Genomic DNA, 23,541 nt, shown 5'->3' with positions numbered 1-23,541 from the left:
GCCCGCCCGAGCCAATCTGGCCCGGCGCCGCCCTCCACGGCAGCGCGAACCTGCCGCAGCCCCGGGGCAATACCAGGCGAACAGCGCCGGTCCCTGCGCAGTTATCGGCCAGGGCGCTGGCCTCCTGCCGCCCGAGGTGCCCGGAACCGGTAGGAGCTCGGCCCTCCGAGCGATGCGGCGCCGGACAGGCCGCCCCGCCGGATGCGCTGATGGCCGCACTCGGCTATCGCGACATCCCGCTGGACTTCGGCGCCCACTACCACCTCGAAGAGGACCGCAACAGCCTGACCGTGCACAGCACGTTCGGCATGGGCCCACTGGGCCAGGGCTCCTCCACCGGACACTTCGACATCCAGGCCACCTCGAACCGGGTTCGCGATCTCGCTCCGGCGCTAGTGACCGCCTCGCTACAATCCTTGACCGTGGGGTACGCGGACCGGGGGTACTACCCTGCACTGATGGAATTCTGCGCGAACGAGATGGAGATGGCTCTCGAGGACTATACCGAGCACCACAAAGGCGCCTGGGTCGAGGCCTGGCGACCCTTCGGCGTGCAGCCCGGGCCCGGCATGGTCGATGCCTACGGACGCTTTATCGAGGATCCCAAGGACGTTTCGCTGCGCATTGGCCCGATCGACAACCCGGCGCTCCTCTGGGCCAACGCCGACACCCCGACCCACCTGCTACGTCGGGTCGAGTCCAGCCTGACCGTGGCCGGAAAACACTACGGTCGCGTCGATCTGCGCCCCGTCACCCCGGGCCCCGCCAGACCGACGACGACCGAGAATACGAACTTGAACACGGGCCCGGCCGCCTCGGCCACGGCACCCGATTTATCGCCTGTCCCGAACATCGCACTGAATGCCCTGGGCGACCACATCGGCCGCAATATCCGCATCCAGCTCGCCGACGGCCGCGCCCGCGATGGCGAACTGCTCGGAATCGAGGAGGAGCACATCCGTGTGCGCCGACGCTTCGGCAGCGGCTACATGGTCGTGCCAATCGCGCTGTCCGACATTGCCGAGGTGCGCCCACTCCGCTGAGGCCTGCGCGGCCCGCCATTGTAGAAAGCTGCTGGAGCACAACATGGCATTGCACCACGCCACACCCGGAGAGATCGTGGACGTTCGCCCCCTGGGGAAAGAACTGCGCGGATCAAAAAGTGCAACACTGCTGCGTTCGGAACACTTGCAAGTCTTCCGCGTCGTGCTCCCCAAAGGCGAAGAGTTCAGTGAGCACGCCGTACCCGGAGAGATCACGGTCCAATGCCTGGAAGGCTCGGTCGATTTCCGTATCGGGGAAGACAAGGTCCAGCGACTCACCGCCGGTGCCCTGATCTATCTGGATGGGGGGCAGCCCCATGCCCTCAAGGCGCTGGAAGACGCGTCAGTCCTGGTGACCATCTACCACCCGCGATAGCCTGATCAACCGATATTTGGCGTGATTCCACGCCACCATCCCGTACTGCACCGGGCCGGTTCCAGGCCCAGGCGCCACTCAGCGCTTGCTTGAGACGGAACCGACTGCCTCTGCGCGCTCGAGTAGACCGCCCCCCGAGTCCCATCCTCGCGCAGGCGAGATGACCGGGGCTGACCTTGCCCTTTGCCCATCCACTGCCAGCCGAAATGCCCGGGGTCGAACCTTGCCCTTTGCCCATCCGCCGCCAACCCGCCGACTACTAAATCCGCAGGTAGAATTCTTAGCCCTGCCGGCAGCGACTTCACAGGGTGTTCCGGTACATCCGCCCGCCCTTCATGATCAACCGCAACGAGTTCTCCGGCTCCGCCAGGAAGGACAGATCCCGCTCCGGCTCCCCGTCGACCACCAGCAGGTCTGCCAGGCCGCCGGGCTGAACAACCCCCAGACCGCTGCCGTAGGGCGCGCGCGGCCCGGATAACGCCAGGCAGCGGCCGTTGTCCCCAGTAGCCATGCGCAGTACCTCGAGGGGTTCGTAGAAGCGGGTCATCTTGGCCAGCTGACGCCCCTGGGTATGGGTCTTGTCGGGGGCAAACAGGATGTCCGTGCCCCAGGCGGTCTGTACCTCATGCTCGCGTGCCCACGCGTAGGCCTGTTCCGTACCCCTGGCCACCCGCGTCTGCTTCGCCACCTGTTCCGGATCCCGGTAAACGTTGGAGTCCTCGTCCTGGAGAAATGGCTGCAGGCTCCACCAGACGCCCTCGCCCGCCATCATGCGGACCGCCTCCTCGTCTGCCAGCTGGCCGTGTTCGATGCAGCCGACACCCGCGCGGATGGCGCGCTTGATCCCTTCGGGCACGTAAACGTGCACCGTGGCGTAGGTGCCCCAGTCCCTGGCAGCCTCGACACCCGCGCGCAACTCCCGCTCGGTGTACTGCACGCTATCCAGGGGATCGTAGAGGGAGGCCACACCGCCACCAGCCATTAGCTTGATCTGGCTTGCGCCCAGCATGAGCTGTTCCCGCGCGCGACGGAGCACCTCGTCGGCGCCATCGGCGATCACCGAAACCCCGGAAAGCTCCGTCTGGGTGGGGCCAGACAGGGCCGTGCGCGGTACTTCATGGCGCATGCGGAAATCACCGTGCCCCGAGGTCTGGCTGATCATCGCGCCGGAGGGGAAGATGCGCGGCCCCGGGGTAACGCCTTCGTCAATGGCGCGCTTGAGAGCGAAGGCGGGGCCGCCCACGTCGCGCACCGTGGTGAAACCACGCATCAGCGTCGCCCGCGCCTCGCGCGCCGCCTGCAGGTGAATGTAGGCCGGATCCGCCGTCAGGGCGGTGCGCATGTCCACCCCCGCCAGGGTGGTATGCCAGTGGGCATCGATGAGTCCGGGCATCACCACCCGTCCTCCGCAATCCACACGCAGCACACCCTCGGGCGCTGCGTCCGGCGTGATCAGATCGACGATCCGCTCACCCTGGATCAAAACCGCCACGCCTTCCCTCAGATGGAGGGACTGGCCATCGAACAGCCGCAGATTCACCAGTAGCAGGGGGCGATCCGGCAGGCCCGGCCGCTCATCCGGCCCGGCCGCTACTCGGAACCCGGCGAACATGCCCACCAGCGCCGCCATGCCTCCCAGCATACGCCGGCGGCTGATGTCCGCCTCGATACGCTGCATGGCGCGCATGGTCTCCGGCCGGCCGCACAGGCACGACATGCCCCCGGGGTGTTCGATGCCGCAGCAGGGGTGGGAGTGGACAGGCTCGTGCATCACTGGGCTCCTTGGGCAAGGCCGCTGACCAGTAAACACCGGGAGACGTCTGCGCCGCCCGGTCCCTAGTTCAGATTAGCAGGGATGAGTGCATCCTTGACCCTCATCCTCCTCCCTTTGTCTCTTTCGAAACATTGTCGGAAGATGAGCCGTGACGGCGATATCGGACCCCACGAATCCAGCTCCCCGGAGCAGGTTCAAGCACTAATCAGCGCGAGGTTGGGGCGGAACCGATTGCTTCTGCGAGCTGGAATAGACGCTCAGGGCGGTCACGGTCAGCAGGATCAGTCCCATGCCAAAGACCTGGAGTGCGCCCAGGGTCTCGCTCAGGAACACCACGCCGAACAGCGACGCAGTCACCGGCTCGACCATCGCCACGATCGACGCGACGGCGGGCGCCGTGTGGTTCAGGCCAATAATGTAGAAAATGAACGACAATCCGGCGCCCAGCACGCCCAGTATCACGAACAACGGCCAGCTCGGCGTGCTCAGCACAGCCACGGTCTGGTCGGGATCGCCCAGCCCGAACAGGATGACGACCAGGACCGCGAACGCGATCACCAGAATCGCCTGGGGGCTGCCGTGGGGTGCCGCGAACTTGAAGCCGAAGATGAAGACCGCGTAGGACAGCCCGGAAGCCAGACCGGCCCCGGCGGCGATCGGCGTCACGTCACCGGCACCGATATCGTAAATACCCGTCAGCAGCACCACACCCAGCATGACCATCGCGATCGCGACCCACTTGAACAGGGTGGGTTTTTCGAGCCCGAGTGCAAAAGAGACGAGATAAACGAATACCGGCGCGCAGTACATCAGTGTCGCAGCCACCGCGACACTGCCCTCGGCGATGCTCAGGAAGTAGAAGGTGAAGTTGCCCGCGACCCCCAGGCCGGCGATCGCCGACCAGAACCACATGCGGCCACTGGCCAATCCGCTGCCATGCGGGCGAATCGCAAGCCAGGCGAGCACGAACAGCAGCCCGATCGCGCCCCGGTAGAACGACACCACCACCGGATCCCAACCCTGGCCCGTGAGAATGCCCCCAATCCCGCCGGACAGCCCCCAGGAAAACGCCGCCAGGGCGACGAACAGCGTGCTCAGACCCACCACTTTTTCGGATGAAAGCGACCTCAGCGGGTTCGGTGCGCCCTGTGCCATTCAGCCAGTCCCTATCGTGGGTCGTGAGTGAGTCCCGACCCGTCGATCTGCTGGTCGGCGACATGTTTCGCGTTGACCCCGCGATGGGTCAGCGAAACGCCGCACAATATAACAGCGCCACACGTCGTGATGTTGTGAGACATCAACGAGCCCGGGACATTAGAGAAGCCCTTGCCGCTTGGGTGGAGGCGCGGCGCGGAAGGACGGCCTGAGCCCTTGCCGCCCTCGCGGCTCCCGGGAAAATCAGTCGTGGACGATGATACGCGCGCCGGCGGGGTCGATATCGACGCGGGAACTCGAATACTCGCAGGCGTCCGCGATTTCCTTCAGCTCTGGCATATTGTTGAGCTCCGCCAGTTTCCGCAACAGGCCGCCTTCGCAGTCGCATTGCATCCCTCTGTCGGGATCGGCTGTGCACTTGAACTCACCCCCATCCACCGACCAGTCCATGCCCGATGGCATCTTCATGATCACCGGCTCCTCGCGCCTCACCTGCATCTTCACCCGATCCGCGTTCTGTCCGTCCTGCCAATCCACGGTCGGCAAATTGTCTCTGGCCATCATGTCACTCCTTCCATCCGAATATCCCGCGCAGTGTCACGAGATTTATGCCCATCGTGCGGGGCGCCTTCCGACCTTTGCTTTGATGCCGGGCCGCTTTCCACGCTCGAAAAAATAGGCCGATGTCAGGCTGGCGTCCGTACGGTTTCAAACATATCGAAGACCGTGGGTGTCCTCTTTCTCCTCTTTCTGACGGGCAAGCGCGCCCGCCAGTTCAGGCAGGACCGCCAACGCCGATCCATGCTCAACCCGCCTTGGCCTTGGGTTCACCCCACGCCTCGACCACGTGCAGATGCGACTCCAGCGAGGCCCTTGGATCCTGGGCGTATTCGCGTACCGCGCCCTCGATCGCCCGGAGTGCATCATCGGCGCCGAGTAGCTTCACCAGAAACCAGGCCTGATCCACCGGATTGGCATCCCGGCCGGGCGCATCGAGGCCGGTCAGAGTCTCGTCGCCGATGGACCCCCTGAGGGATTGGTACAGCGGCCGCAACACCTGCGCCCCGTACTGCTCCGCGAGATACTCGCACTGCTTCGCCACCCGAGAGTTCGCCTCGGGTTGCAGGATGGCTGGTTTGTTCATGTCTTCTCCTTGAGAGCCCCTGAAGGCCCTCCTGATCAACGGCCCCGTCCGCGTCGGTGCCCCATTGTTCCCGGGACCAGACGTGTCACGCAGACCAGTAGTCATTCTTCCGGCACGGGATCCAACGCAGCATTGCGGGATAGGGGCCCCAAGCCCGAAGGGGCTCGAGACACGTCGCCACGCGCGCTAAGGGTTGGTTGCCCGTATAACTCCAATCCATCCCGCAATCCTCATGAATGACTGGTCGGTGACATTGCCAACCCACCCGAAAACTCTGCGTAGCCAGCCCTCGCCCGTCTGTGCGGGGGCACACAAATACGCCTCACAACCACGCGCGGCGCGCATATCCATTGCGCCACTCAAGCCGACGCGGCGGGGCCTATTTGTGCGGGAAGGCGCCGCGGCTGCTCCTCTGGCGACGCCGGCCTGCCAAATCCGCAGTAGACCCCATAGCGCGGGCTCACTGGCACTCAGGCCGCCACTCCTGTACACAGGGGCGCCTGTCACAAACACCATCCGGAGCTTGCATGTCCAGGAAACCGTTCCTACTGATCGCCTTGCCCCTGGCCGCACTCATGGCGGCCCCTGCTTGGGCCGACGACGGCGAGATCCAGCGCATCCTGGAGGCCAAAGGGGCCGCATGGGAAGCCGGCGATGGCGAGGCCTGGGCACGCGACTATGCAGAGAACGCCGGGGTAATCAATCTCGTCGGCACGCGCCTCGAGGACCGTTCGAGCAATGCACAACGGCATACAGACTTGCTGCAGGGCCCCTTTGCCGGAACCTCGCTAAGCGTCGACGTACAGGACATCATCCTGCTCGGCGACGACACCGCCTTCGCAGAAGTCATGTTTCGGGTTGCGGGCATTGAATCCATGCCGGAAGGCCTGCCGGACCGCGGCGACGGCGAGCTGCACACGCGTATGAGCTTCCTGTTCGAGCGCCACGATCACCACGGCTGGCAGATCCAGTTCGGACAGAACACCGCCGTGCACCCATAGCAGCCGTCGGGATCCGACCTGGCCTTTCGTTCCCGCCGGAACCCTCCAGGGGCAAACGGCAAGGTCTGACCCCATAGATACGTCCCGCTCGTCGAGAAATTCCTGCAATGTAGTGCTGATCGTCATCGTTCTGCCCCTCTCGCCGCGGCCGGGTCACGCAAACGCGGATCCATGCCTTCAACCCGAGGATAGACAGGCAGAAGGCCACGAGCTCGCCACTTTCCACCACCGGGGCTCGCCCGGGTCCTTCGACGGGCTGCCCCGGTGAAGGAAGGTCAGTTTTCCAGCTGCTGCTTCAGGTGATTCAGGGTCTCGCAGTGCTCGTGCTGCGGGCTGAAGAGGATGATCTCGGCATCCTCCTCCACCCGGAGGGTGTGCCCGGGAGGCCAGTAGAAGAGATCCCCGGCGGCGGTAGCCTCCTCGCTACCATCCCGGTAGGTCATGATCAGGCGGCCCTGAATCATGTAACCCCAGTGGGGTGACTGGCAGAGATCCTCCTTCAAACCGTGGAGCAGCGGGGTGATGTCGGTGCCCGCATCCAGCGAGAAATACTCCCCCGTCATCTGCGTGTAACCGGACGCGTCGCCGAACTCCAGGGCCTGACGCGCGACGGCCCCCGGGGCACTGAACACCTCGGGCACGTCGGACTTCGCGATGCGCATGACCTGCCTCCTTCCCCTCCCGCGGGGCTTGCTTCCAGACCACAAGGCCTTGCATGGAGTCTAGAAGGGTCCGCGGCCCTGTCCACGCGGGGCTGCCCCCGGAGTGACGGGAACAGGGCATGCTTCACATCGCAGCGGGGAGTTGCAGGGGGTTGCAGGGCCCTGCCTCCGGGGGTCGGGAGTCCGCCGGTGTGGCGGAGGTCACTGATCGGGCCCGCATGTCATTCGTTATCGTCGGGCACGAACACCATGGTGCCATCCTCCAATTGGTAGGTTGTGCCGGCACGCACACCCTGTCCTTCGCCGATCTCGCCGCTGGTCTCGTAGCGCTCCAGCGTCTCCATGGTTTCCGGGACCACCTCGCCCTGCTCCGCCGTATCCACGTCCTGAAATTCACTGGCGGTGCTCTGGGCGACCATGATCAGCAACACCACGATGATCACCAGGAACACGTCGACGATATTGACGACGGAGAGGATGGGGTCGGCCTCTTCCTCGGAATCCAGGAATCGACTCATTTGGCCGTCTCCTGCCGTTCGGCCTGTTTAAGAGCGCTAAGCAGCCAGCGGCGCCGGACCGTAAGCACCCAGAAGGTGATCGAGGCGGTGATCAGCGCAAGAATCACGGCCGCGAAGGCCACCACGAGCTGTTCACCCACGGTGGCCAGATCGCCGTCACCGAGGGCCAGCAGTGCGGGCCCGAGCGGGATCATGGTGGCCACCAGCCCGAGCATGGGTGCCGTCCGCGAAACCACCCGCAAGGGCTCGAGCTGACGCAGGATCACCAGCTCCAGCTCCTCGCTGTCGGCACTCCCGAACCGGGCGCGGTAATCCTGCAGGGGACACGGCGCGGCATTCCTGCTCCGCTGCCAGGCTTCGAACGCGAAGGCACCCAGTGCGTAAAAGGCATAAGCGAACAGCACCATGATGATGAGCAACACGGGGACGAGAAAGAGTCGTCCCAGCTCGTACATGGCCATTTCCAGTGCAGTCATGATTCAGCTCCCGTTCGATGTTGGGATCCGGTGGATGATCGGCGCCCGCGCAGAGCCTGGTGGACCACACCCGCAAGGAAGAGCAAGACGAGCATTGCGATGTACACGAGGACCTGCCACGGAGGTGCGCCGGACTCTGCTTCCGGCTCCGGTTCCGCCACCGGCTCCATGACACTCCCGCTGACGGTTACGGGGTCGCTCGCTCCGCTGGCATCGGCATCCGGAACCGCCACGGTATTCATGCCAAAGCCGGCCGCCGTTTCGGCCACATAGGCGTCGCGATCCTCGCTGGCCCCCGTTTCTCCATGCTCGCCAGTCCACTCCTGATGCTGCTCCACCAGGGTTTCCAGTACGGCCTCGTCCGGCGTCCAGTGGCCGGTCCGCGCCGCGTCCAGCATGCGTTCGGTGATACGGGTCAGCGCCTCCGGATTGTGCTGTTCGAACCACTCCTCGAGCCCCAGTTCGTAGGCGTCATTTACGTAGATGTCGAAAAAACGATCCCACTGGTCGTCACGCACCATCTCCGGCGCGGTCGCCTGCCAGCCCCACAGGTTCTCCACCGTGTCCTGGAGCGTGGTCGTGCCGGAGTAGCCTTCGTCCACCATGCTCTGCAACCAGCGCGGGTGGTGATAGCGCGTGCGGATCTCCCGCGAGAGGAACTGATCCGCCCGCTCCATCCTGGCGTCCACCGGGTCGCGCAGATTGCTGATATAGAGTTCCGGCCGCTCGCCACCGGCCGTCTGCACCCCCAGGGAAAGTCCGCCCAGATACTGGAACGGGTCGTCGGACGAGAGTAGCCCGAAGACGTTGGAACTGCGGGCGAAGACCGCTGCATCCACGCTCCCGAGCTGTCGCTCGAACAGGTTGATCCCCGGTACGGTCTCGCCCCAGTGGTCGGGGTCCGGTCCGTACGCGTGTTCCAGACGGTCCAGGAAAACCCGGCCCATGTAATCCTCATCCAGGGTCTCGCCCTCGGACCAGGCGTCCACATCGGCCACGGCGCCGTCCAGACCGGTACCGTACTGACCGATGTCCGCAGAGAAGGCACGGGTACGGCTCAGGCGTTGTACCGCGTCGGCGTCCAGATCGGTGCCTTCCAGTAGCTCCGCAAGCGTACGGGTCATCGCGTGGACGGGGTTATCCGGTTCTTCACGTCCGGCCACCTCGGCGGCGGCACGGGACAGCAGCTCGAGGGTACCGGCGAAGGCATCGCGGTAGAGCCCGCTGGCCTGCAGGACCACGTCGACCCGAGGACGATCGAGTTCATCCCGGGGAATGACCTCGTAGCCCTCCAGGCGACCACGGTCGTTCCAGACCGGCTCGACGCCCAGCGCTTTCATCACCTGACCCTCGACCACACCGTGGTGGCGCATCACCTCCATCGACCAGAGCGTAAACGCCAGACGTTCCGGCGGTTCCCCGTGCTCCTCCTTGTGGTCACGGATCAGCCCCTCCATGAGCTCGGCGCCGGTCTCGTACGCTGCACGGGTCGGCACCCGCGACGGATCGAAACCGTAGAGATTGCGCCCGGTGGGCAGCGAATCGGGGTTCCGCATGGGATCCCCGCCCACCGACGGCTCGATGAAACCACCGTCCAGGGCGTGAATCAGCCCCTCCGTCTCGCCGCCAGCCCGGCGCAGGGCATCGAGATAGGTTCGCCCCTGCTCCAGATATTGCGTCACATCGGAGTCCGCATCTTCGAGCGGGCTCCCGTCCAGCAGATGCTTCTTCAGCAGACGATACGGCTCGGACTCCACCACCGCGGTCTCGAAATCCCCCGCGAAAAGCTCCTCGGGATCCGCCGCGGTGGCCTTGTGGTAGTCCTCCCCCAGCATCTGCATGACGGTGGACAGCAGATGCCCATCGTCCGCGGGACGCCCGAAGGTGTGCAGGCCAATGGGCTCGCTCTGTTGCGCCAGCTCGTGGATGTAATCGTGGGCGGCGTGCACGTAACAGTGGAAACGGCTGGCCAGCTCTTCGTCACCAAAGCCGAGATCCTTGTGCATGTCCAGCTCGCGACTGGCCTCGACGATCTGCTCTTCCACCCGCTCGCGGGTGCGCCCGTCGTCCAGTTCCTCCCAGTCGTGGATCAGATCATGAAGGTCGACCAGCTCGTGATACAGCGCCGCCGGCGCAAAGGGTGGAGTCTGATGCGACACCATGGTCGCCCGGGCCCGACGCTTGGCGATCGTGGCCTCGGCGAGGTTGTCGACGATGTAGGGGTACACATGCGGGAGTTCGCCAACCACCGCGTGAGGATCGTCCTCCAGGGCCAGACCGCGGCTCTTGCCCACCCCGTACTCCGCCGAGCCATGCGTGCCGAAGTGCACCAGGGCATCGGCCTCATGGCCCTGGTGCAGCCAGGCGTAGCTGGCCAGGTAATCGTGGCTGAAGGGAAGGTCGGTATCGTGGTACTTCCCTTCTCGTTCCGGGTCACCCGGCATGGCCCGGGGCGGCTGCGGCAGCACCGCCATGTGGCCTATCTCCAGCCGCGGGACGACAAAGTGCGGCTCACCTTCGTGCTCGACGACGGTGGGCGCAGCTTCCGGCTCGCCCCACTCCTCCTTTACCCGCGCACGCAACGCCTCGCCTCGCGTCGCCAGCCATTCGCGGTAGGCACTCACCGGGTACAGCGCGGCCAGGTCATCGTCGACCAGCGCCTCCAGATCCGCGTCCCGATAGTAGGCCCCCACCAGGCGTTTGCCGGCCTCACTGATGTGTTCGGCGTCGACGGCATCGACGGTGTAGCCGGCATCGGCCAGGTCAGCGAGCGTGGCTGCCAGACTCTCCGGGACGTTCATGTTGGAGGCGGAGAAATTGGTCTCGCCAGTCGGATAGTTGTAGATGTACGCACCCGGACGCTTGTCGGCGTTGGGCTTGCGCTGCAGATCCACCGCGTTGAAGGCCCGCTGCACCAGTGCATCCAGCTCCGGGCGGACCGCCACCACCTGCTGGTCGCCGGAGCGTTCCGCGGCGACCACGGTTGGATCGGTGGCCCCTGCCATCTCCGCCATGGAAAAGTAGAACGGCGTGCTGCCGCGGGGAAAGCCCACGTCATCGCCCCGCCAGTCGGCCTCGGAGCCATCCCGGTAAATCAGGCCCTGCAGTACTGGCACGCCCAGGGAAGCAAAGTCCTCGCGGCGGTCATCCGGGTTGAGCATGACCCGGTAGAACAGCAACGCGTCGATGGCCGGTTCGCCCTCCCGAGCCACCAACGGCTGCATGCCCTCGGCGTCGTTCACGGGGGTGAAAAACGGAACGGCCACGCCCCCCTCGGATTCGATCAATTCGACGGTGGTGTCGATCCAGTCCGTGAGGGTATGGCGCACGTGGCTGTCGTGAATCGCGATACCAATCACGGGCCGCTCACCAAAATCACCTCGCCATGCCTCGTAGTCGTCCAGACTCTCGAAAACCAGACCTTCATAGTCCGGGTGGTAAATCCCCCGGTCCGGGTATCGCACGGGATCGGGCACGGCTTCGGCGTGGCGACCGAATACCGCCGCGTCTAGGTAGGCAAAGGCGTGTTCGAAGTTGCGCGCACCGCCCTCGGTCAGGTACGCAGCGATGCGTCTGGCTGTATCGTCATCAAGGCCGTCGGCATCCGCCTGACCGCGATGGACGACAACCACTGGCGTACCGGCGTCCGCGAGGGCCTCCCGCAACGCGGCGACATGGTCCGGGTTGGCGATCGCGTGGCTCGGGGCAAAGACGATCGCCAAATCCCGGTCATGCACCTGATCGGGATCCGGCTCGGCCTCCAGGTCCTCAACCCGACCCGTATCCACATGGATGCCCTGCTCCTCGCCGATCTGTTCGAACTCCTGAAGCACCCCGGGGCGCACGGTTTCATTGCCAAGGAGCAGCATGCGGGGTGTATCTGCGGCTGCCGCCGAAGCGACACCCGTCAGGATGAGGAACGCAAGAGAGCGCGACCACCGGGCCAGGTCTCCTCGCAGGATCCTCATGGTCAAAACTCCCAACTGGCAGAGACGTAGTAGAAGCGACCGCGGATCTCACGGCTGAAGGCATCGTCGATATCCCCCAGCCGCTGATCGGTGACGTTCTCGATACCCGCCTGCACCGAAAACCCGTCGGCCAGTTCCTGACTCATGCCCAGGTGGAACAGCGTGTAGTCGCGCATGCGCTCACTCCCCCGCCGCTGGGAACCGATGTATTCAGCGCGCAGGTTTGCAGTGGCCCCGGGCCAGACAGCCGCCTCGGTGAGGAGGTTGAAACGCTGCCGTGGCCGGTTTTCCAGGGTCTTGCCCGTGTCCCGGTCCTCGGTGTCTAGATACGTGTAGTTGGCGCGGACGATGCCGGACGCGCCGAATCGGTACCCGGCCTCAAGCTCCACGCCCTGAGTCAATGCGCTGTCGACGTTCTGATACTGTCGAACCTCGGGATTAGCCGGGGTCCGGAAGTCGCAGTTTTCGATGCAGCGGGTATTGATGAGGTCCTCGATCTCGTTACGAAACAGGGTCACGCCGAACTCGCGCTGGCCGTCATCGTGCTCGAAACCCAGGCTGTAACTGTCACTGCGTTCGGGCTCCAGGTCCTCATTGCCGATGATTACGAGGGTCGGTATAGGGGGGCCACCCTCAAAGGTATCCGTCGAGCGACGCAGGTCCGGCGCACTGAAGCCGCGGCCGTAATCCGCCTTCACCCGCGTAGTGTCGGTGAAGTTGTAGACCACGCCGGCACTCGGGGTGATCTCACCGGTGTAATTGGTGTGGTCGTCGAAGCGCGTACCCAGCGTGACAATCAGTCGGTCTTCCAGCAGGTAGCTGCGGTTCTGCACAAACGCACCGCGGTGGGTTACCGTGTCGCCGAATTCGCGTTCACCCCCGCGCTCGCGCCAGAAACTCTCGCGCCGATAATCGGCGCCCGCCGTGACTTCCTGTCCTTGCCCCCAGTGACGGGAGGCGCTCACGTCGATGACATCGTCGGTGTGCTCGTCTTCCCGATCCACATGCCGCGACTCGCTCTCGCTTCGGGAGCGGTATGCGTCGAAGCGGGCATCCCATGGACCGATTTCCACGTCGTAACGGATCCCGGCGCTGTAGCGCAGGAGGTCCAGCCGACGTTCGCCGTCCTCGCCCAGATTCGCACGACGCTGGTCATCAGCGACGTTGAAGAACACCTCGATCTCGTGGCCCGCAGCCGGCCGGTGGAAAAGGCTGCCATACCCGGTAACCGCTTCCCGACCCTCGATCTCGTCCACGCCCTCCTCATCGGGATTGCGAGAAGCGTTCCGGTTCAGGAAATCCAGGCTCAGCAGCGCACCCGTGCGCTCTCCCAGCGGACCGGCGGTGTACAGCGAAAGATTGCGCTCTTCGCCGCCCGGGCGGGGATCCGTGACACCGACACGTGTCCGGACCCGCCCGGTCCATTCATCCTCCGGCGGACGAATGATCGCATTGACCACGCCACCAAGGGCATCCGCCCCGTACAGAGAGGACAGGGGCCCGCGCACCACCTCGAGGCGGTCAATGGCTGCCGTCGGGAGCTGTGTCAGGCGGAAATTACTGTGGCCCACCAGCGCATCGGTGTTGTTGATCCGGCGACCATTGACGAGCATCAGCGTCTGCGATGGTTCGAACCCGCGGATCCGAATCTGACTACGCCCGTCCCGCTCGTTATCCACGGCAACGCCCGGCAGATCGCCCAGCAGATCCGCCAGGGACGTGGCCGGCTTGCGTTCCACATCGTCACGCGTGACCTCGGTGTAACCCGAGGGAGCTTCTTCCTTGCGGATGGCGGAACGGGTTGCCGTAACCACCACCGGCTCGAGGGTGGGCGCCGATGCTTTTTCCTGGTCATCGTCCGTCTGCGCCATGGCCGGAAAAGCAAGCATCAAGGAGCCGGTCAGTAACGGCGCGAAAATCGGGTGGAATGTTTTCATTGTTGGCCTCGAACCTGAGCACAAACTGAACGTTATATCGTTTCTTTTTTGGGGCGCAGACGACGCTCGAACCCGGCGAGGGAAACCGATGCGAGGGAGATAGAGGCCCACGCCAGACGGGGAGCGGTGCGTCACGCGAGAGGCGGGAGCTGCAGGGGTCGCGCATCCCGATTAACGAAACGTTATCTTATAACATTCCGATTCCGCAAGCGGGACTGACGGCGGCAAGGACGCCCAGGGACGCATCCGGCCGGCGACGTGAACGTTTACGGACTCGTCACCCCCCGGGCGACAACGCGTTGATTGCCCCATACTCCCGAGGCAGCAAGTCCGGACTGACGGGAGAAGGGCATGCTTCGCATCGCGGCTGTGCTGTTGCTGGGCCTTGGGGTCTTCGCCGGCTGGATCGCCGCGCAGGGCTGGGAGGCCATGCGCGTACTCCAGGACATCGAGGCCGGCGCGGGGCCGAGCGCGCTGAAGGAGCGCACCCCCGAGCCCGCGCGCGAAACACTGACGTTCACGACGGACGAAGGTGACATCGCCGCCGACTTGTACCATCCCCGACAGGAGGTGGGCGCGCGCATCGTCCTGGTACCGGGCTTCACGCCGCAGGGCAAGGACGACCCGCGGCTGGTGCAGCTCGCCCATACGCTGGCGCGGGCGCGCTTCCTGGTGCTGGTGCCCGACCTGCAGGGCTCGAAAGACCTCAGTGTGCGCCCTGAGGATGCCGCTGCCATCGGTGATGCCGCGGCCCTACTGGCCCGTCTGGAGGTGGACCGCGCAACCGATGAACAAGAGGTGGGGGTCGCGGCGATCTCTTATGCCGCGGGCCTTGCAGTCCTGGCGACGCTAACGCCGGAGGGGGAGGAGGCCATCGACTTCCTAGTCGCGATCGGCGGCTACTACGACACGAAGAACGTGATCACCTTCTCCACCACAGGGGCGTTCCGGGAGCCCGGATCGGCCCACTGGCAGACGCGCACGCCTGACCCGCAGGCGAAGTGGATCTTCCTGCGCGGCAATCTGCACATGCTGAATGACCCCGAAGACCGCGCGATTCTCGAAGAAATCGCGCGGCGGCGCATGGGCGACCCCGAGGCCCCCATCGACGACGTGGCCGATGATCTCGGCGATGAGGGGCGAAGCCTATTGGCGTTAATCCTGAACGATGACCAGGAGCGCGTCCCGGCGCTCCTGGACGATCTGCCGGCCAGCGCGCAGGCGGCCATCGAGATGCTGTCCCTGACCAACCGCGACCTCTCGCATCTTTCCAATGGTGCCATCCTGATCCACGGTCGGGCCGACACGATGATCCCGCACACCGAAAGCGAGCGCCTCGCCCGTGCAATCGGCGACGTCGACCTGCACCTGATCGATGGCTTCTCCCACATCGATCCGCAAGGCGTGGGGCTTATCGGCCAATGGCAGCTCATCCGCGCGGTGGCGGACCTGATCGCGCGGCGGTCGAATTGACCCTGTGGATGGTAACGAGGTCCGCCCCGATATCTGTTGCTGAGTGTCAGGCAGCGGCTTCCCCGGCCATTGCGCCAAGACGAGCCAGAGCGCGTTCGAGCCGCGCATCCCAGGGCTGGGCACAGTTCAGGCGCACGTGGTGACGGAATTTTCCGGAAGGCGAAAAAAGTGGGCCCGGCGCGATACTGATCCCCTCGTCCAGCGCTCGGCGGTAAAGCGCCAGCGCATCCACTGCCTCCGGGAGCTCCAACCAGAGTACGAAACCACCCGTTGGCCGGGTCTGGCGTGTCCCGGGCGGGAAATACCGGGCCACCGCCCGGCTCACACGATCCACCGCGCGGGCGTAGTCTCCCCGCACTCGGCGCAGGTAGCGGTCATAGCCGCCGCGCTCCAGAAAATCAGCCACCGCGAACCCCGGCCAGGCGGGCGTGGAAGAGCTGCCGGAGTACTTGAGGTACTCCACCCGGTCACGGAAGCGCCCGGGCACCGCCCACCCGACCCGTAACCCCGGCGACAGGGTCTTGGAGAAAGAGCCGCAGTAGAGCACCCCGCCCCGGGTCTCGAACGCCCGTGCCGCCCACGGCCGGGGCGCCTCGAAGGCCAGATCTCCGTACACGTCGTCCTCGATCAGAGGCACGCCGCGGTCCTCCAGTAGCTCCACCAGAGCGCGCTTGCGCTCGTCGCTGGCGCGATGCCCCAGTGGATTGCCAAAGTTAGGCATCAGCAAGGCGGCCTTCACCGGCCACTGATCCAGCGCCAGGGCCAAGGCCTCGGGCGCAATGCCTTCGTCCGGATCGGTTGGGATCTCCAGTGCCCGCAACCCCAGGGCCTCGATCGCCTGCAGCAAGCCGTAGAAGGTAGGCGACTCGATCGCCACCACGTCGCCGGGCTCCGTCACCGCCCGCAACGAGAGCGTCAGCGCTTCCTGCGCACCATTGGTGACGACCACCTCCTCCGGCGTGATCTGGCAACCGGCATCCGCCATACGCCGCGCAATCTGCTGGCGCAGCTCGTACGGCCCGGGCGGAAACGCGTAATCCAGCTCCCGGCCGCCCCAGCGCGCCGGGACCCCGGCAAAGGCTCGCCTCAGACCGCGCGCGGGCAGGAAATCCGCGTGTGGAACCGCGGCACCCAGCTGGACCATCCCGGGCTCCCCGGCCGCCTGAACCACCCGCAGCACCAGCGCCTGACTGGTCACCGGCACCGGTTCATTAGCGGGACTGGAGGGCGCCGGACGCTCCGGTGGTTCCCAGGGGTGACGACGCACGTAATAGCCCGAACGGGGCCGGGCCTCGATCAGGCCGCGGTCCTCCAGCAGATGTTCGGCGGCCACCACCGTGGACACACTCACCCCGAACTGGGCCGCGAGCTTACGGACCCCGGGCAACCGGTCACCGGGCCCGTGAACGCCCGCCTCGATCGCCGCCTCAAGCGCCCTGGCCACGGCCTCGTAACGATGCCCCACCGGCCCTTCCATCACAGTTACCTCCCGAAGCGACCGGCACAGTTATGAAAACTGCGTATCTGTACCGGTTCATTCTCCACTCTACTACATCTGTATGGATGGGCAGGCCCCACGTAGGCTGTATCGGTATCAGCGGCGCGCTGCCGCGCAACCAAGGAGCACTGCATGAGTATTCAGAACCTCGACACCGGGAACCAGTATGGCCAGTACACCGCCGACTTTGTCGACTACTGGGACGACCTGGTCGGCTGGGAAGGCCGCACGGAATCCGAAGGCGGTTTCTACGAGCGGCTGGTGAAGAACGCCGGCGGCCGCGAAGTCGCCGACGTCGCCTGCGGCACTGGCTTCAACGCGATCAACCTGGCCCGTTCCGGTCTCGTCGTCACCGCCACCGACGGTTCCGAGAACATGCTGGCCAAGACGCGCGAAAACGCGCAGCGCCTCGGGGTCACCTTTGCCCACACCCAGGTGGCGGACTGGGTACAGCTGGACCGGCAATTGGGCGAAGAGCGCTTCGACGCGCTCGTGTGCCTGGGCAACTCGTTTACCCACCTGTTCGACCACGAGGCCCGACGCGACGCGATGCACGCCTTCTTCCGGGCGCTGCGTCCCGGCGGAATGATCATCCTGGATCACCGCAACTACGATTCGATGCTCGACAACGGCTTCAGCTCGACACACCAGCACTACTACACTGGCAAGGGCGTGGATGCCTATCCCGGCGAACTCAACCGCCAGCTCGCGCGTTTCGAGTACAAGTTCCCGGATGGGGCTCACTTCCAGCTCAACATGTATCCGCTGCGCCAGGACTACGTCTCCCACCTGCTGGAAGACGCGGGCTTCATTAACGTTTCCCGCTTCGGCGACTTCGCTAGCCCCTACGAGCGCGACAACGTCGACTTCATCCAGCAGGTTGCTTACCGCCCACGCAGCTAATCCCCGCCGGCGCCCCCACTCCCTGGACGCCCACCCGCCCCGGGCCGCACAGGCGGCTCGGGGCTTTCGGCCGTTTCGGCGTTCGGGGAAGCCGCCACGACGACGAGCGCGCATTCACCGCGCCCCGGCCGCAGGCATTCGATATCCCGCATCCCGGAAAGTGACCCCGCCGGGGTCAAACCTTGCCTTTTGCCCTCCGCCGGAAACTAGCAGAGGCAAAAGGCAAGCTCTGAGCCCATAGCTCACCAGGTGGCGTGACCCAAACCAACGAGTCTCGGGCAAACCCGGGGCGGTTCAGTGTCCGAAATCGCCTGACCACTACACCTCTTCTTTTGTTTTTCCACACGTCGTCGCGCCACGCGTCATGCGGCGGGCGCGCCTCCTCCGCGGACGAGCTCGGTCAGCGCATTCAGGGCGTCGCTGGCCGTGAAGATCCCCAGGAACCGGCCATCTTCATCGTTGACGATCACGCTGCCCACCTTGTTTTCCGACATGGCATACGCCACCTGGTCCAGAGGCGTGGTCGCCGTCACCGTCAGCGGGTCGGCCGCCATGATGTCGGAGGCCCGCACCTGATTGATCTCGGTGAGCGGCAAGCCCAGAACCACGCGGACCTCGCGGTCACTGACCAGCCCCACCACCGACTCACCGCGCACGACCGGAAGATGGCGCACGCCATGCCGCTCCATCAACGCCCGCAGCTCGTCGATCGCCATATCTTCGTTGGCAGTGACGGGGTCGGGGGTGGTGAACTCCTCCACCGGTACATTCATCGACGTCATGTCCAGCACTCCTGTGATTGCTGCAGCCCACGGTATCAGATACACGCGAGCGTATCGGGCCCGGCCCTTCCCAAGGTGATGCGTCCCTGTGCAGTTGGCCTTCCATGGCTGCCCCCCTTTGTCTCCCTGGTTCTAGCGCTTGACCTCCATGTGGATCTCGATGGTGCGCAGGAGCTTCTGGCGGTCGATCCAGCCAATGGCCCGGCCGGATGCCTCCAGCACCGGGATCTGGTTGAGGTTGTGCTCACTCATGAGCTGCAGGATCTCCTCGGCCTGCGTATCCGGCGCAACCTGTCTCAGCGAATCCGCGGGGGTCATGATGTCGGCGATCCGGGTGGTCGCCCACCGCTCCCGCGGCACCTTGCGGCTGTCGCTCAAGGTCACCAGCCCCTGCACCCGCTCTGGCTCGCCGACCAGAAAGGAGCGGCGCCCATCCGGCAGGACGCCCTGGTCGATCCACTCCTGGATGGACGCATCCGGGCTGACGAAGGGCGGCTCCGGATCGGCCAGATCCCGCGCGCGGACACCCGCCAGCCGGTCGCGCATCTCGTACATCCGCCCCTGCCCTTCGGCCATGGTCAGCAGGAACCAGGCGATCAGCATGATCCAGACGCCGCCGATCAGGTTGCCGATCACTACGAGATTCCAGAAACCGAAGCCGAACAGGAGGAACGCCACCATCCGCCCGCCCCAGACTGCGGCCGCCACCGCCTTACGCGGGTCGCCGGTGATCTTCCACACCAGCGCCCGGAACACCCGTCCCCCGTCCAGCGGAAAACCGGGGATGAGGTTGAATACCGCCACCACCAGGTTGATGAACGCCAGCCAGCCCAGCGCCACCGACACCGGCTCGTACCAACCGGAGGCGATCTGCGCGAGCCCCCCGAAGGTCAGCGCCAGGCCCACACTGACTGCTGGCCCGGCAATCGCGATCCAGAACTCGTCGTCCGCGCGCTCGGTGTCCCTTCCCATCTGGGCCAGCCCGCCGAAGATGAACAAGGTGATCGATTCCACCGGCACACCCCGTCGGATGGCCACCACGCTGTGGCCCAGCTCATGGGCCAGAATGGAGGCAAAGAACAACAGGGCCGTCACCACCGCGGTACCCACCACCATCGGCAGCGTCCACTCCGGAAACTGGTAGTGGAAGCCGGTGCTCATGGTCGCCAGCAGTAGCAGGAGGATGAACACCCAGCTCACGTGGATCTGGATGCGGATACCGCTGATGTGGCCGAGGACCAGGACCGTCTTGAACATACTTCCGCTCCTTGCAAGGGGGGAGCGGCCCCGTATCGAACAGCCAGGACCACCTGACATCCATTATGTGGCCCCGCGGCACCGCCCGCACAGGAGAGAGACCCCCGACGCCGGGTTCAGACCTTGCCTTGTGCTCACAAAAACCGGACGGGGAAAAGGCAAGGGCTGAAGGTAGACCCCATTTTCTTGCGCGGGACCCCGACGTGTGCGCGGAAACCTGGTCCGGCCCCGTCAGACCGTCAACAAATCAGGAGTGTCCTTTTCTTCGCGTGTCTTCGGCCGCGGGGTCTCCTCCCAGGTCCCCGAGTGCTGCCTGAAGGGTCTGCACGATCTCGCGCTCATCCTTGCCGTAGGCATCAACCGAAATCGGCTCGCCAATGACCACGCGCACCTTCTTGCCAGGCCGCGGGAACACCCGGCCCGGGGCCATAACCTCGCGGGTGCCCTCGATCCATACCGGCACCACGGGCACGGGCTGTGCTGCGAGCACCAGCCCAATGCCGGGCCGCAGGCGCTGGAGATCACCGTCCGGGGAACGCTGCCCTTCCGGAAACCAGACCAGGCTGTGGCCACGCTGCACCGTCGCAGCGGCCTGCAGGAGACTGCGCCGCGGTGCCGCGGCGGGATCGACCGGCAGAATACGCGCAATGCGACTGAACGCGCGGGAGAACCGGTTGGAAAACAGATAGGCCTCCAGACCCGCCCAGTACAGCGCCTCCAGCTGCCGCGTGCTGAACGCCGGCAGCAACGCCAGCGGGTCCACGAAGCTCAGATGGCGCGGCGCAATGATATGGGGGCCCGCGTCTGGCCCCGGGAGACGGCCCCGCACCTCCACGCGCATCAACAGACGGGCCAGCAACCGCGTAGACCCAAGGAGCAGACGCCCGGCCACCCGGCCGGCCGATCCCGGCGGTTCCAGCGCCCTCTGCTGGACATCTTCAAGGAAAGACTCGGGATCCTGGAGCTGCTGCTTGAGCTCCCCTCGCCCTTCCTTCGCCTCCGCGGCTCCGGCCGCCTCCTTCAGCAGGTCACGCACCGTTTCCACGCGCTCGATCGCCGAATCGTCGAGGTCGATGGCGGCGCGATCCTCCAGCGCAAGCGTCAGATCCACCCAGTTGAGCGAATCGATCCCGAGTTCGTCTGCCAGCATGCTGTCCGGCGTCAGACGCAGGTCATGAAACCGTTCGGCAAGATAGGTCCATGTCTGCTCCGCCGCGGGATCCGAAAGCAGCTGCTGGTCTTCCGGCGCCCAGGATTCCGACGAAACCGGCTCCGGCCGCGCTTCGGAAACGGTGTCCTCCCGACCCAGCTCCCCGAACAGCTCTTCCAGCTTGTGCCGACGCAACTTGCCCAGACGCGTGCGCGGCAACGGGTCGAGCGCAACGCGCACCGTGCCCGGGCGATGATGGCTTGGCAGTTCCTTCGCCGCCCGGTTCACCGCCTCCTTCAGGCGCTTCTCGAGATCGTCGCCGGTCACCTCGCGCAGCAGACCCGATTCGGGCACAACGACAGCGGCCAGGCGATCTTCGTGCGCCAGAACCCCGGCCTCGCGTACGTCGTCGATCATCTTCAACGCATCTTCCACCCGTTCCGGGTCAACGTTCTCGCCACCCGAGAGGACGATCATCGAAGATTCCCGCCCGTGCAGGTGCAGATAACCGTCATCGTCGATCTCGCCGGTATCGCCGGTGCGGTACCAGCCGTCTTCGTCCAGGGCTTCCTTGGTCTTGTCCGGCAGGTTCAGGTAGCCGGAGAACACGTTCGGCCCGCGCGCCATCACCTCGCCACGCCCGTCGCCAGACTGCGAATCGTCGATCTTGAGCTCGACCCCGGGCAACGGCAGACCGGCGGCCTCGATCTTGAGCCGATCCGGCGGGTTGTAGGTCAGGATCGGGGAGGTCTCGCTGAGGCCGTAGCCGGTCGCCACGTCCCAGCCCAGCGCCTGCAGGTTGCGCGCCAGCTCCGGATCGAGCGCCGACCCGCCAGCGACGACCAGCCGCAGGCGCGGGGCCAGGCGACTGTGCAGGCCCTTCAGCAGCCTCCGGCCGAGGTTGAGACCGAGCCGGCGGCGCGCCAGCCTGGAGACACCGATGATCCGCCGGAACACGAACGCCGCCAGCCCGCCGCGCCCCGCGACCCGATCTTCCAGGGCCTGCCACACGGCCTCGTACAACCGCGGCACCCCAAGCATCACCGTGGCCTCGCCCTCGCGAAGCGCGCGCACGATCTGCGGACCCACTAGCGAGAACGGCACGATGATCGTCGCGCCCAGGGTCAGCGGAATCAGGATGCCCACGGTAAATGGATACACGTGGTGAAACGGCAGGGGCACCAGCACCCGATCGCGATCGTCCGCGAGCTCCTGGTCGCACAACGCCTCCACGTTGCTGCTCAGGTTGGCATGCGTCAGCGGTACGCCCTTCGGCGGCCCCGTAGTACCAGAGGTATAGAAGATCGCCGCGATATCATCCGGGCGCGCCACCGGGTCTGCCGGCTCCTTCGCAAGAAGCCCCTCCCAGGAATCCGCAGCATCGGCGTCCGCATCGAACAGGTAGGTGCGTACCTCGCCGAGGGCCTCGGGGAGCCGGTCCCTGAGCTTCGTGGTGGTGAAGATGAACCGCGGTGCGGAATCCGAAATCGCGTGGTCCAGGTCCTCGCGCGGCATCTGGGTATCCAGGGGCACCAGGACCGCACCGGCATTCATCACGCCCAGAGCCGACACTACCCACTCGGCGCTGTTGGGAGCCAGGATAAGGACCCGGTCGCCCTGCTCGACTCCGGCCTGCTGCAGCCCGGCCGCCAGGCGCCCCGCCCGTTCGAGCAGTTCCCCCCGCGAGAGGGCATCGGAGCCATCGCGGCTCATGGAGACGACCGCGTCCTGGTCCTCGCGAACGGAACGGGAAGACAGCAGTTCCCCGATGGTTTGCGCGCTCATCCTGAAATCTCCCGTACCAGAGCCTGCTCGCCCCGTCAGGCCGTGAGGCGGCGGCACGGCAGCTTCGCCAGCAGCGCCTCGCGGCGTCCATCACTGTATCGAGGCATGATTCGCCGTCTCTGTCATCCCCTCGAATCTAGGAGCTTAGGACACAGAGGAGGACCTCGAGTTTCACAATCCCCGTTCTGGCCGGGCTGACGGGGGTGCCAGTTCGTCAAGGCCCCCGCGCCTTGACGAACTGGCAGAACAAGAACTCATGGGCGTCCTCTTCCCCTGCCTCGCGGCGTGGGTGTCATCTTCCCCTGTGCTCCAGATTGGGCCCCGACGTCCAAAGGTCAGGGACGACTCGTGTCATACGTTCCGGGTGGGTCCACGTACCATTCGGCGTCCTCGAACTCGCCAATAACCCGGACGTCCAAACGAGATCATGGGTGTCCTTTTCTCGCCCGCCTGCGATGGACGTTCCGGGTCGCCGCCTCGACGACGAATGCGCACTCACCGTGCCCCGGCCGCAGGGGTTCGATACCCCGCATCCCGGCAAGCGGCCGCGCAAGGGTTTGTACCCACCCATCGATCGAGAAGCCGCCCAGCAGAAGCCGCTGTTCCAACTCCATCCGCGGAAAGACGCCGGGGTCAAAC

General features: G+C 65.4%; 17 protein-coding genes and 2 pseudogenes. 5 read left to right on the top strand and 14 right to left on the bottom strand.

The genetic code is table 11. From position 1 onward, the window contains the following. Window positions 1-173 precede the first annotated feature (173 nt). Window positions 174-1,043, top strand: a pseudogene (locus tag G333_RS14285) (hypothetical protein); the annotation flags it as partial. Window positions 1,044-1,086: 43 nt separating this feature from the next. Continuing rightward, window positions 1,087-1,419 carry a cupin domain-containing protein gene (locus G333_RS0106130; protein WP_019627971.1) on the top strand — a complete coding sequence of 111 codons (333 nt, stop codon included), beginning with the start codon at window positions 1,087-1,089 and terminating at the stop codon, window positions 1,417-1,419. Window positions 1,420-1,720: 301 nt separating this feature from the next. On the opposite strand, the gene G333_RS0106125 is transcribed toward G333_RS0106130, so the two are convergent. The 4 genes from G333_RS0106125 to G333_RS0106110 all read right to left on the bottom strand — a co-directional run bounded on the left by G333_RS0106125 (window position 1,721) and on the right by G333_RS0106110 (window position 5,492). Next, window positions 1,721-3,190, bottom strand: coding sequence for an amidohydrolase family protein (locus tag G333_RS0106125; protein ID WP_019627970.1), 1,470 nt, complete (start codon window positions 3,188-3,190; stop codon window positions 1,721-1,723). Between the two features lie 204 nt (window positions 3,191-3,394). After that, window positions 3,395-4,348, bottom strand: coding sequence for a DMT family transporter (locus tag G333_RS0106120; RefSeq protein ID WP_051074756.1), 954 nt, complete (start codon window positions 4,346-4,348; stop codon window positions 3,395-3,397). A gap of 243 nt (window positions 4,349-4,591) precedes the next feature. After that, window positions 4,592-4,912, bottom strand: coding sequence for a hypothetical protein (locus G333_RS0106115; protein WP_018950754.1), 321 nt, complete (start codon window positions 4,910-4,912; stop codon window positions 4,592-4,594). A gap of 241 nt (window positions 4,913-5,153) precedes the next feature. Beyond that, window positions 5,154-5,492 carry a hypothetical protein gene (locus G333_RS0106110; RefSeq protein ID WP_018144270.1) on the bottom strand — a complete coding sequence of 113 codons (339 nt, stop codon included), beginning with the start codon at window positions 5,490-5,492 and terminating at the stop codon, window positions 5,154-5,156. A gap of 527 nt (window positions 5,493-6,019) precedes the next feature. Between G333_RS0106110 and G333_RS0106105 the strand changes: the two genes are divergently transcribed. Further along, window positions 6,020-6,493, top strand: coding sequence for an SgcJ/EcaC family oxidoreductase (locus tag G333_RS0106105; RefSeq protein WP_018938162.1), 474 nt, complete (start codon window positions 6,020-6,022; stop codon window positions 6,491-6,493). A 275-nt stretch (window positions 6,494-6,768) separates the two neighbouring features. Here G333_RS0106105 and G333_RS0106100 read toward each other — a convergent pair whose 3' ends face one another. The 5 genes from G333_RS0106100 to G333_RS0106080 form a co-directional block, all read right to left on the bottom strand. Next, a complete protein-coding gene (locus G333_RS0106100; protein WP_018947863.1) occupies window positions 6,769-7,155 on the bottom strand; it encodes a hypothetical protein in 387 nt (128 codons plus the stop codon). A gap of 221 nt (window positions 7,156-7,376) precedes the next feature. Further along, a complete protein-coding gene (locus G333_RS0106095; protein WP_018947862.1) occupies window positions 7,377-7,673 on the bottom strand; it encodes a DUF2149 domain-containing protein in 297 nt (98 codons plus the stop codon). Beyond that, a complete protein-coding gene (locus tag G333_RS0106090) occupies window positions 7,670-8,149 on the bottom strand; it encodes a MotA/TolQ/ExbB proton channel family protein (RefSeq protein ID WP_018947861.1) in 480 nt (159 codons plus the stop codon). The genes G333_RS0106095 and G333_RS0106090 overlap by 4 nt, the downstream gene beginning before the upstream one ends. Then, complete coding sequence (gene cobN, locus G333_RS0106085; protein WP_255346810.1) at window positions 8,146-12,117, bottom strand: cobaltochelatase subunit CobN; 3,972 nt, start codon at window positions 12,115-12,117, stop codon at window positions 8,146-8,148. Before cobN ends, G333_RS0106090 begins: the two co-directional genes overlap by 4 nt. A 2-nt stretch (window positions 12,118-12,119) precedes the next feature. After that, window positions 12,120-14,054, bottom strand: a complete 1,935-nt coding sequence (locus G333_RS0106080; protein WP_019627968.1) for a TonB-dependent siderophore receptor — start codon at window positions 14,052-14,054, stop codon at window positions 12,120-12,122. A gap of 351 nt (window positions 14,055-14,405) precedes the next feature. Between G333_RS0106080 and G333_RS0106075 the strand changes: the two genes are divergently transcribed. After that, the gene (locus tag G333_RS0106075) at window positions 14,406-15,527 is read left to right on the top strand and encodes an alpha/beta hydrolase (RefSeq protein WP_019627967.1); all 1,122 of its coding nucleotides are present in this window, start codon (window positions 14,406-14,408) and stop codon (window positions 15,525-15,527) included. Window positions 15,528-15,573: 46 nt separating this feature from the next. Here the strand turns inward: G333_RS0106075 and G333_RS0106070 are convergent, their stop codons facing one another. Next, window positions 15,574-17,004, bottom strand: a complete 1,431-nt coding sequence (locus tag G333_RS0106070; protein ID WP_019627966.1) for a PLP-dependent aminotransferase family protein — start codon at window positions 17,002-17,004, stop codon at window positions 15,574-15,576. 153 nt (window positions 17,005-17,157) lie between these two features. On the opposite strand from G333_RS0106070, the gene G333_RS0106065 reads away from it, so the two are divergent. After that, window positions 17,158-17,928: a bifunctional 2-polyprenyl-6-hydroxyphenol methylase/3-demethylubiquinol 3-O-methyltransferase UbiG gene (locus tag G333_RS0106065; RefSeq protein WP_017941043.1), complete on the top strand. Its 771-nt coding sequence runs from the start codon at window positions 17,158-17,160 to the stop codon at window positions 17,926-17,928. 362 nt (window positions 17,929-18,290) lie between these two features. Here the strand turns inward: G333_RS0106065 and G333_RS0106060 are convergent, their stop codons facing one another. From G333_RS0106060 to G333_RS15370, 4 genes and pseudogenes are all read right to left on the bottom strand, one after another. Next, a complete protein-coding gene (locus G333_RS0106060) occupies window positions 18,291-18,710 on the bottom strand; it encodes a CBS domain-containing protein (RefSeq protein ID WP_017941040.1) in 420 nt (139 codons plus the stop codon). Window positions 18,711-18,842: 132 nt separating this feature from the next. Then, window positions 18,843-19,967 (bottom strand): site-2 protease family protein, encoded by a 1,125-nt coding sequence (locus tag G333_RS0106055; RefSeq protein WP_018950749.1) that lies wholly within the window; start codon window positions 19,965-19,967, stop codon window positions 18,843-18,845. Between the two features lie 247 nt (window positions 19,968-20,214). Next, window positions 20,215-22,902 (bottom strand): AMP-binding protein, encoded by a 2,688-nt coding sequence (locus G333_RS0106050; RefSeq protein ID WP_019627965.1) that lies wholly within the window; start codon window positions 22,900-22,902, stop codon window positions 20,215-20,217. A 335-nt stretch (window positions 22,903-23,237) separates the two neighbouring features. Beyond that, a pseudogene (locus tag G333_RS15370) lies at window positions 23,238-23,321 on the bottom strand (antibiotic biosynthesis monooxygenase); the annotation flags it as partial. Window positions 23,322-23,541 lie beyond the last annotated feature (220 nt).

The sequence above is a fragment of the Thioalkalivibrio sp. AKL10 genome, assembly GCF_000381845.1.
Taxonomy (GTDB): Bacteria; Pseudomonadota; Gammaproteobacteria; order Ectothiorhodospirales; family Ectothiorhodospiraceae; genus Thioalkalivibrio; species Thioalkalivibrio versutus.
This window is presented reverse-complemented; position numbering and strand designations above follow the sequence as displayed.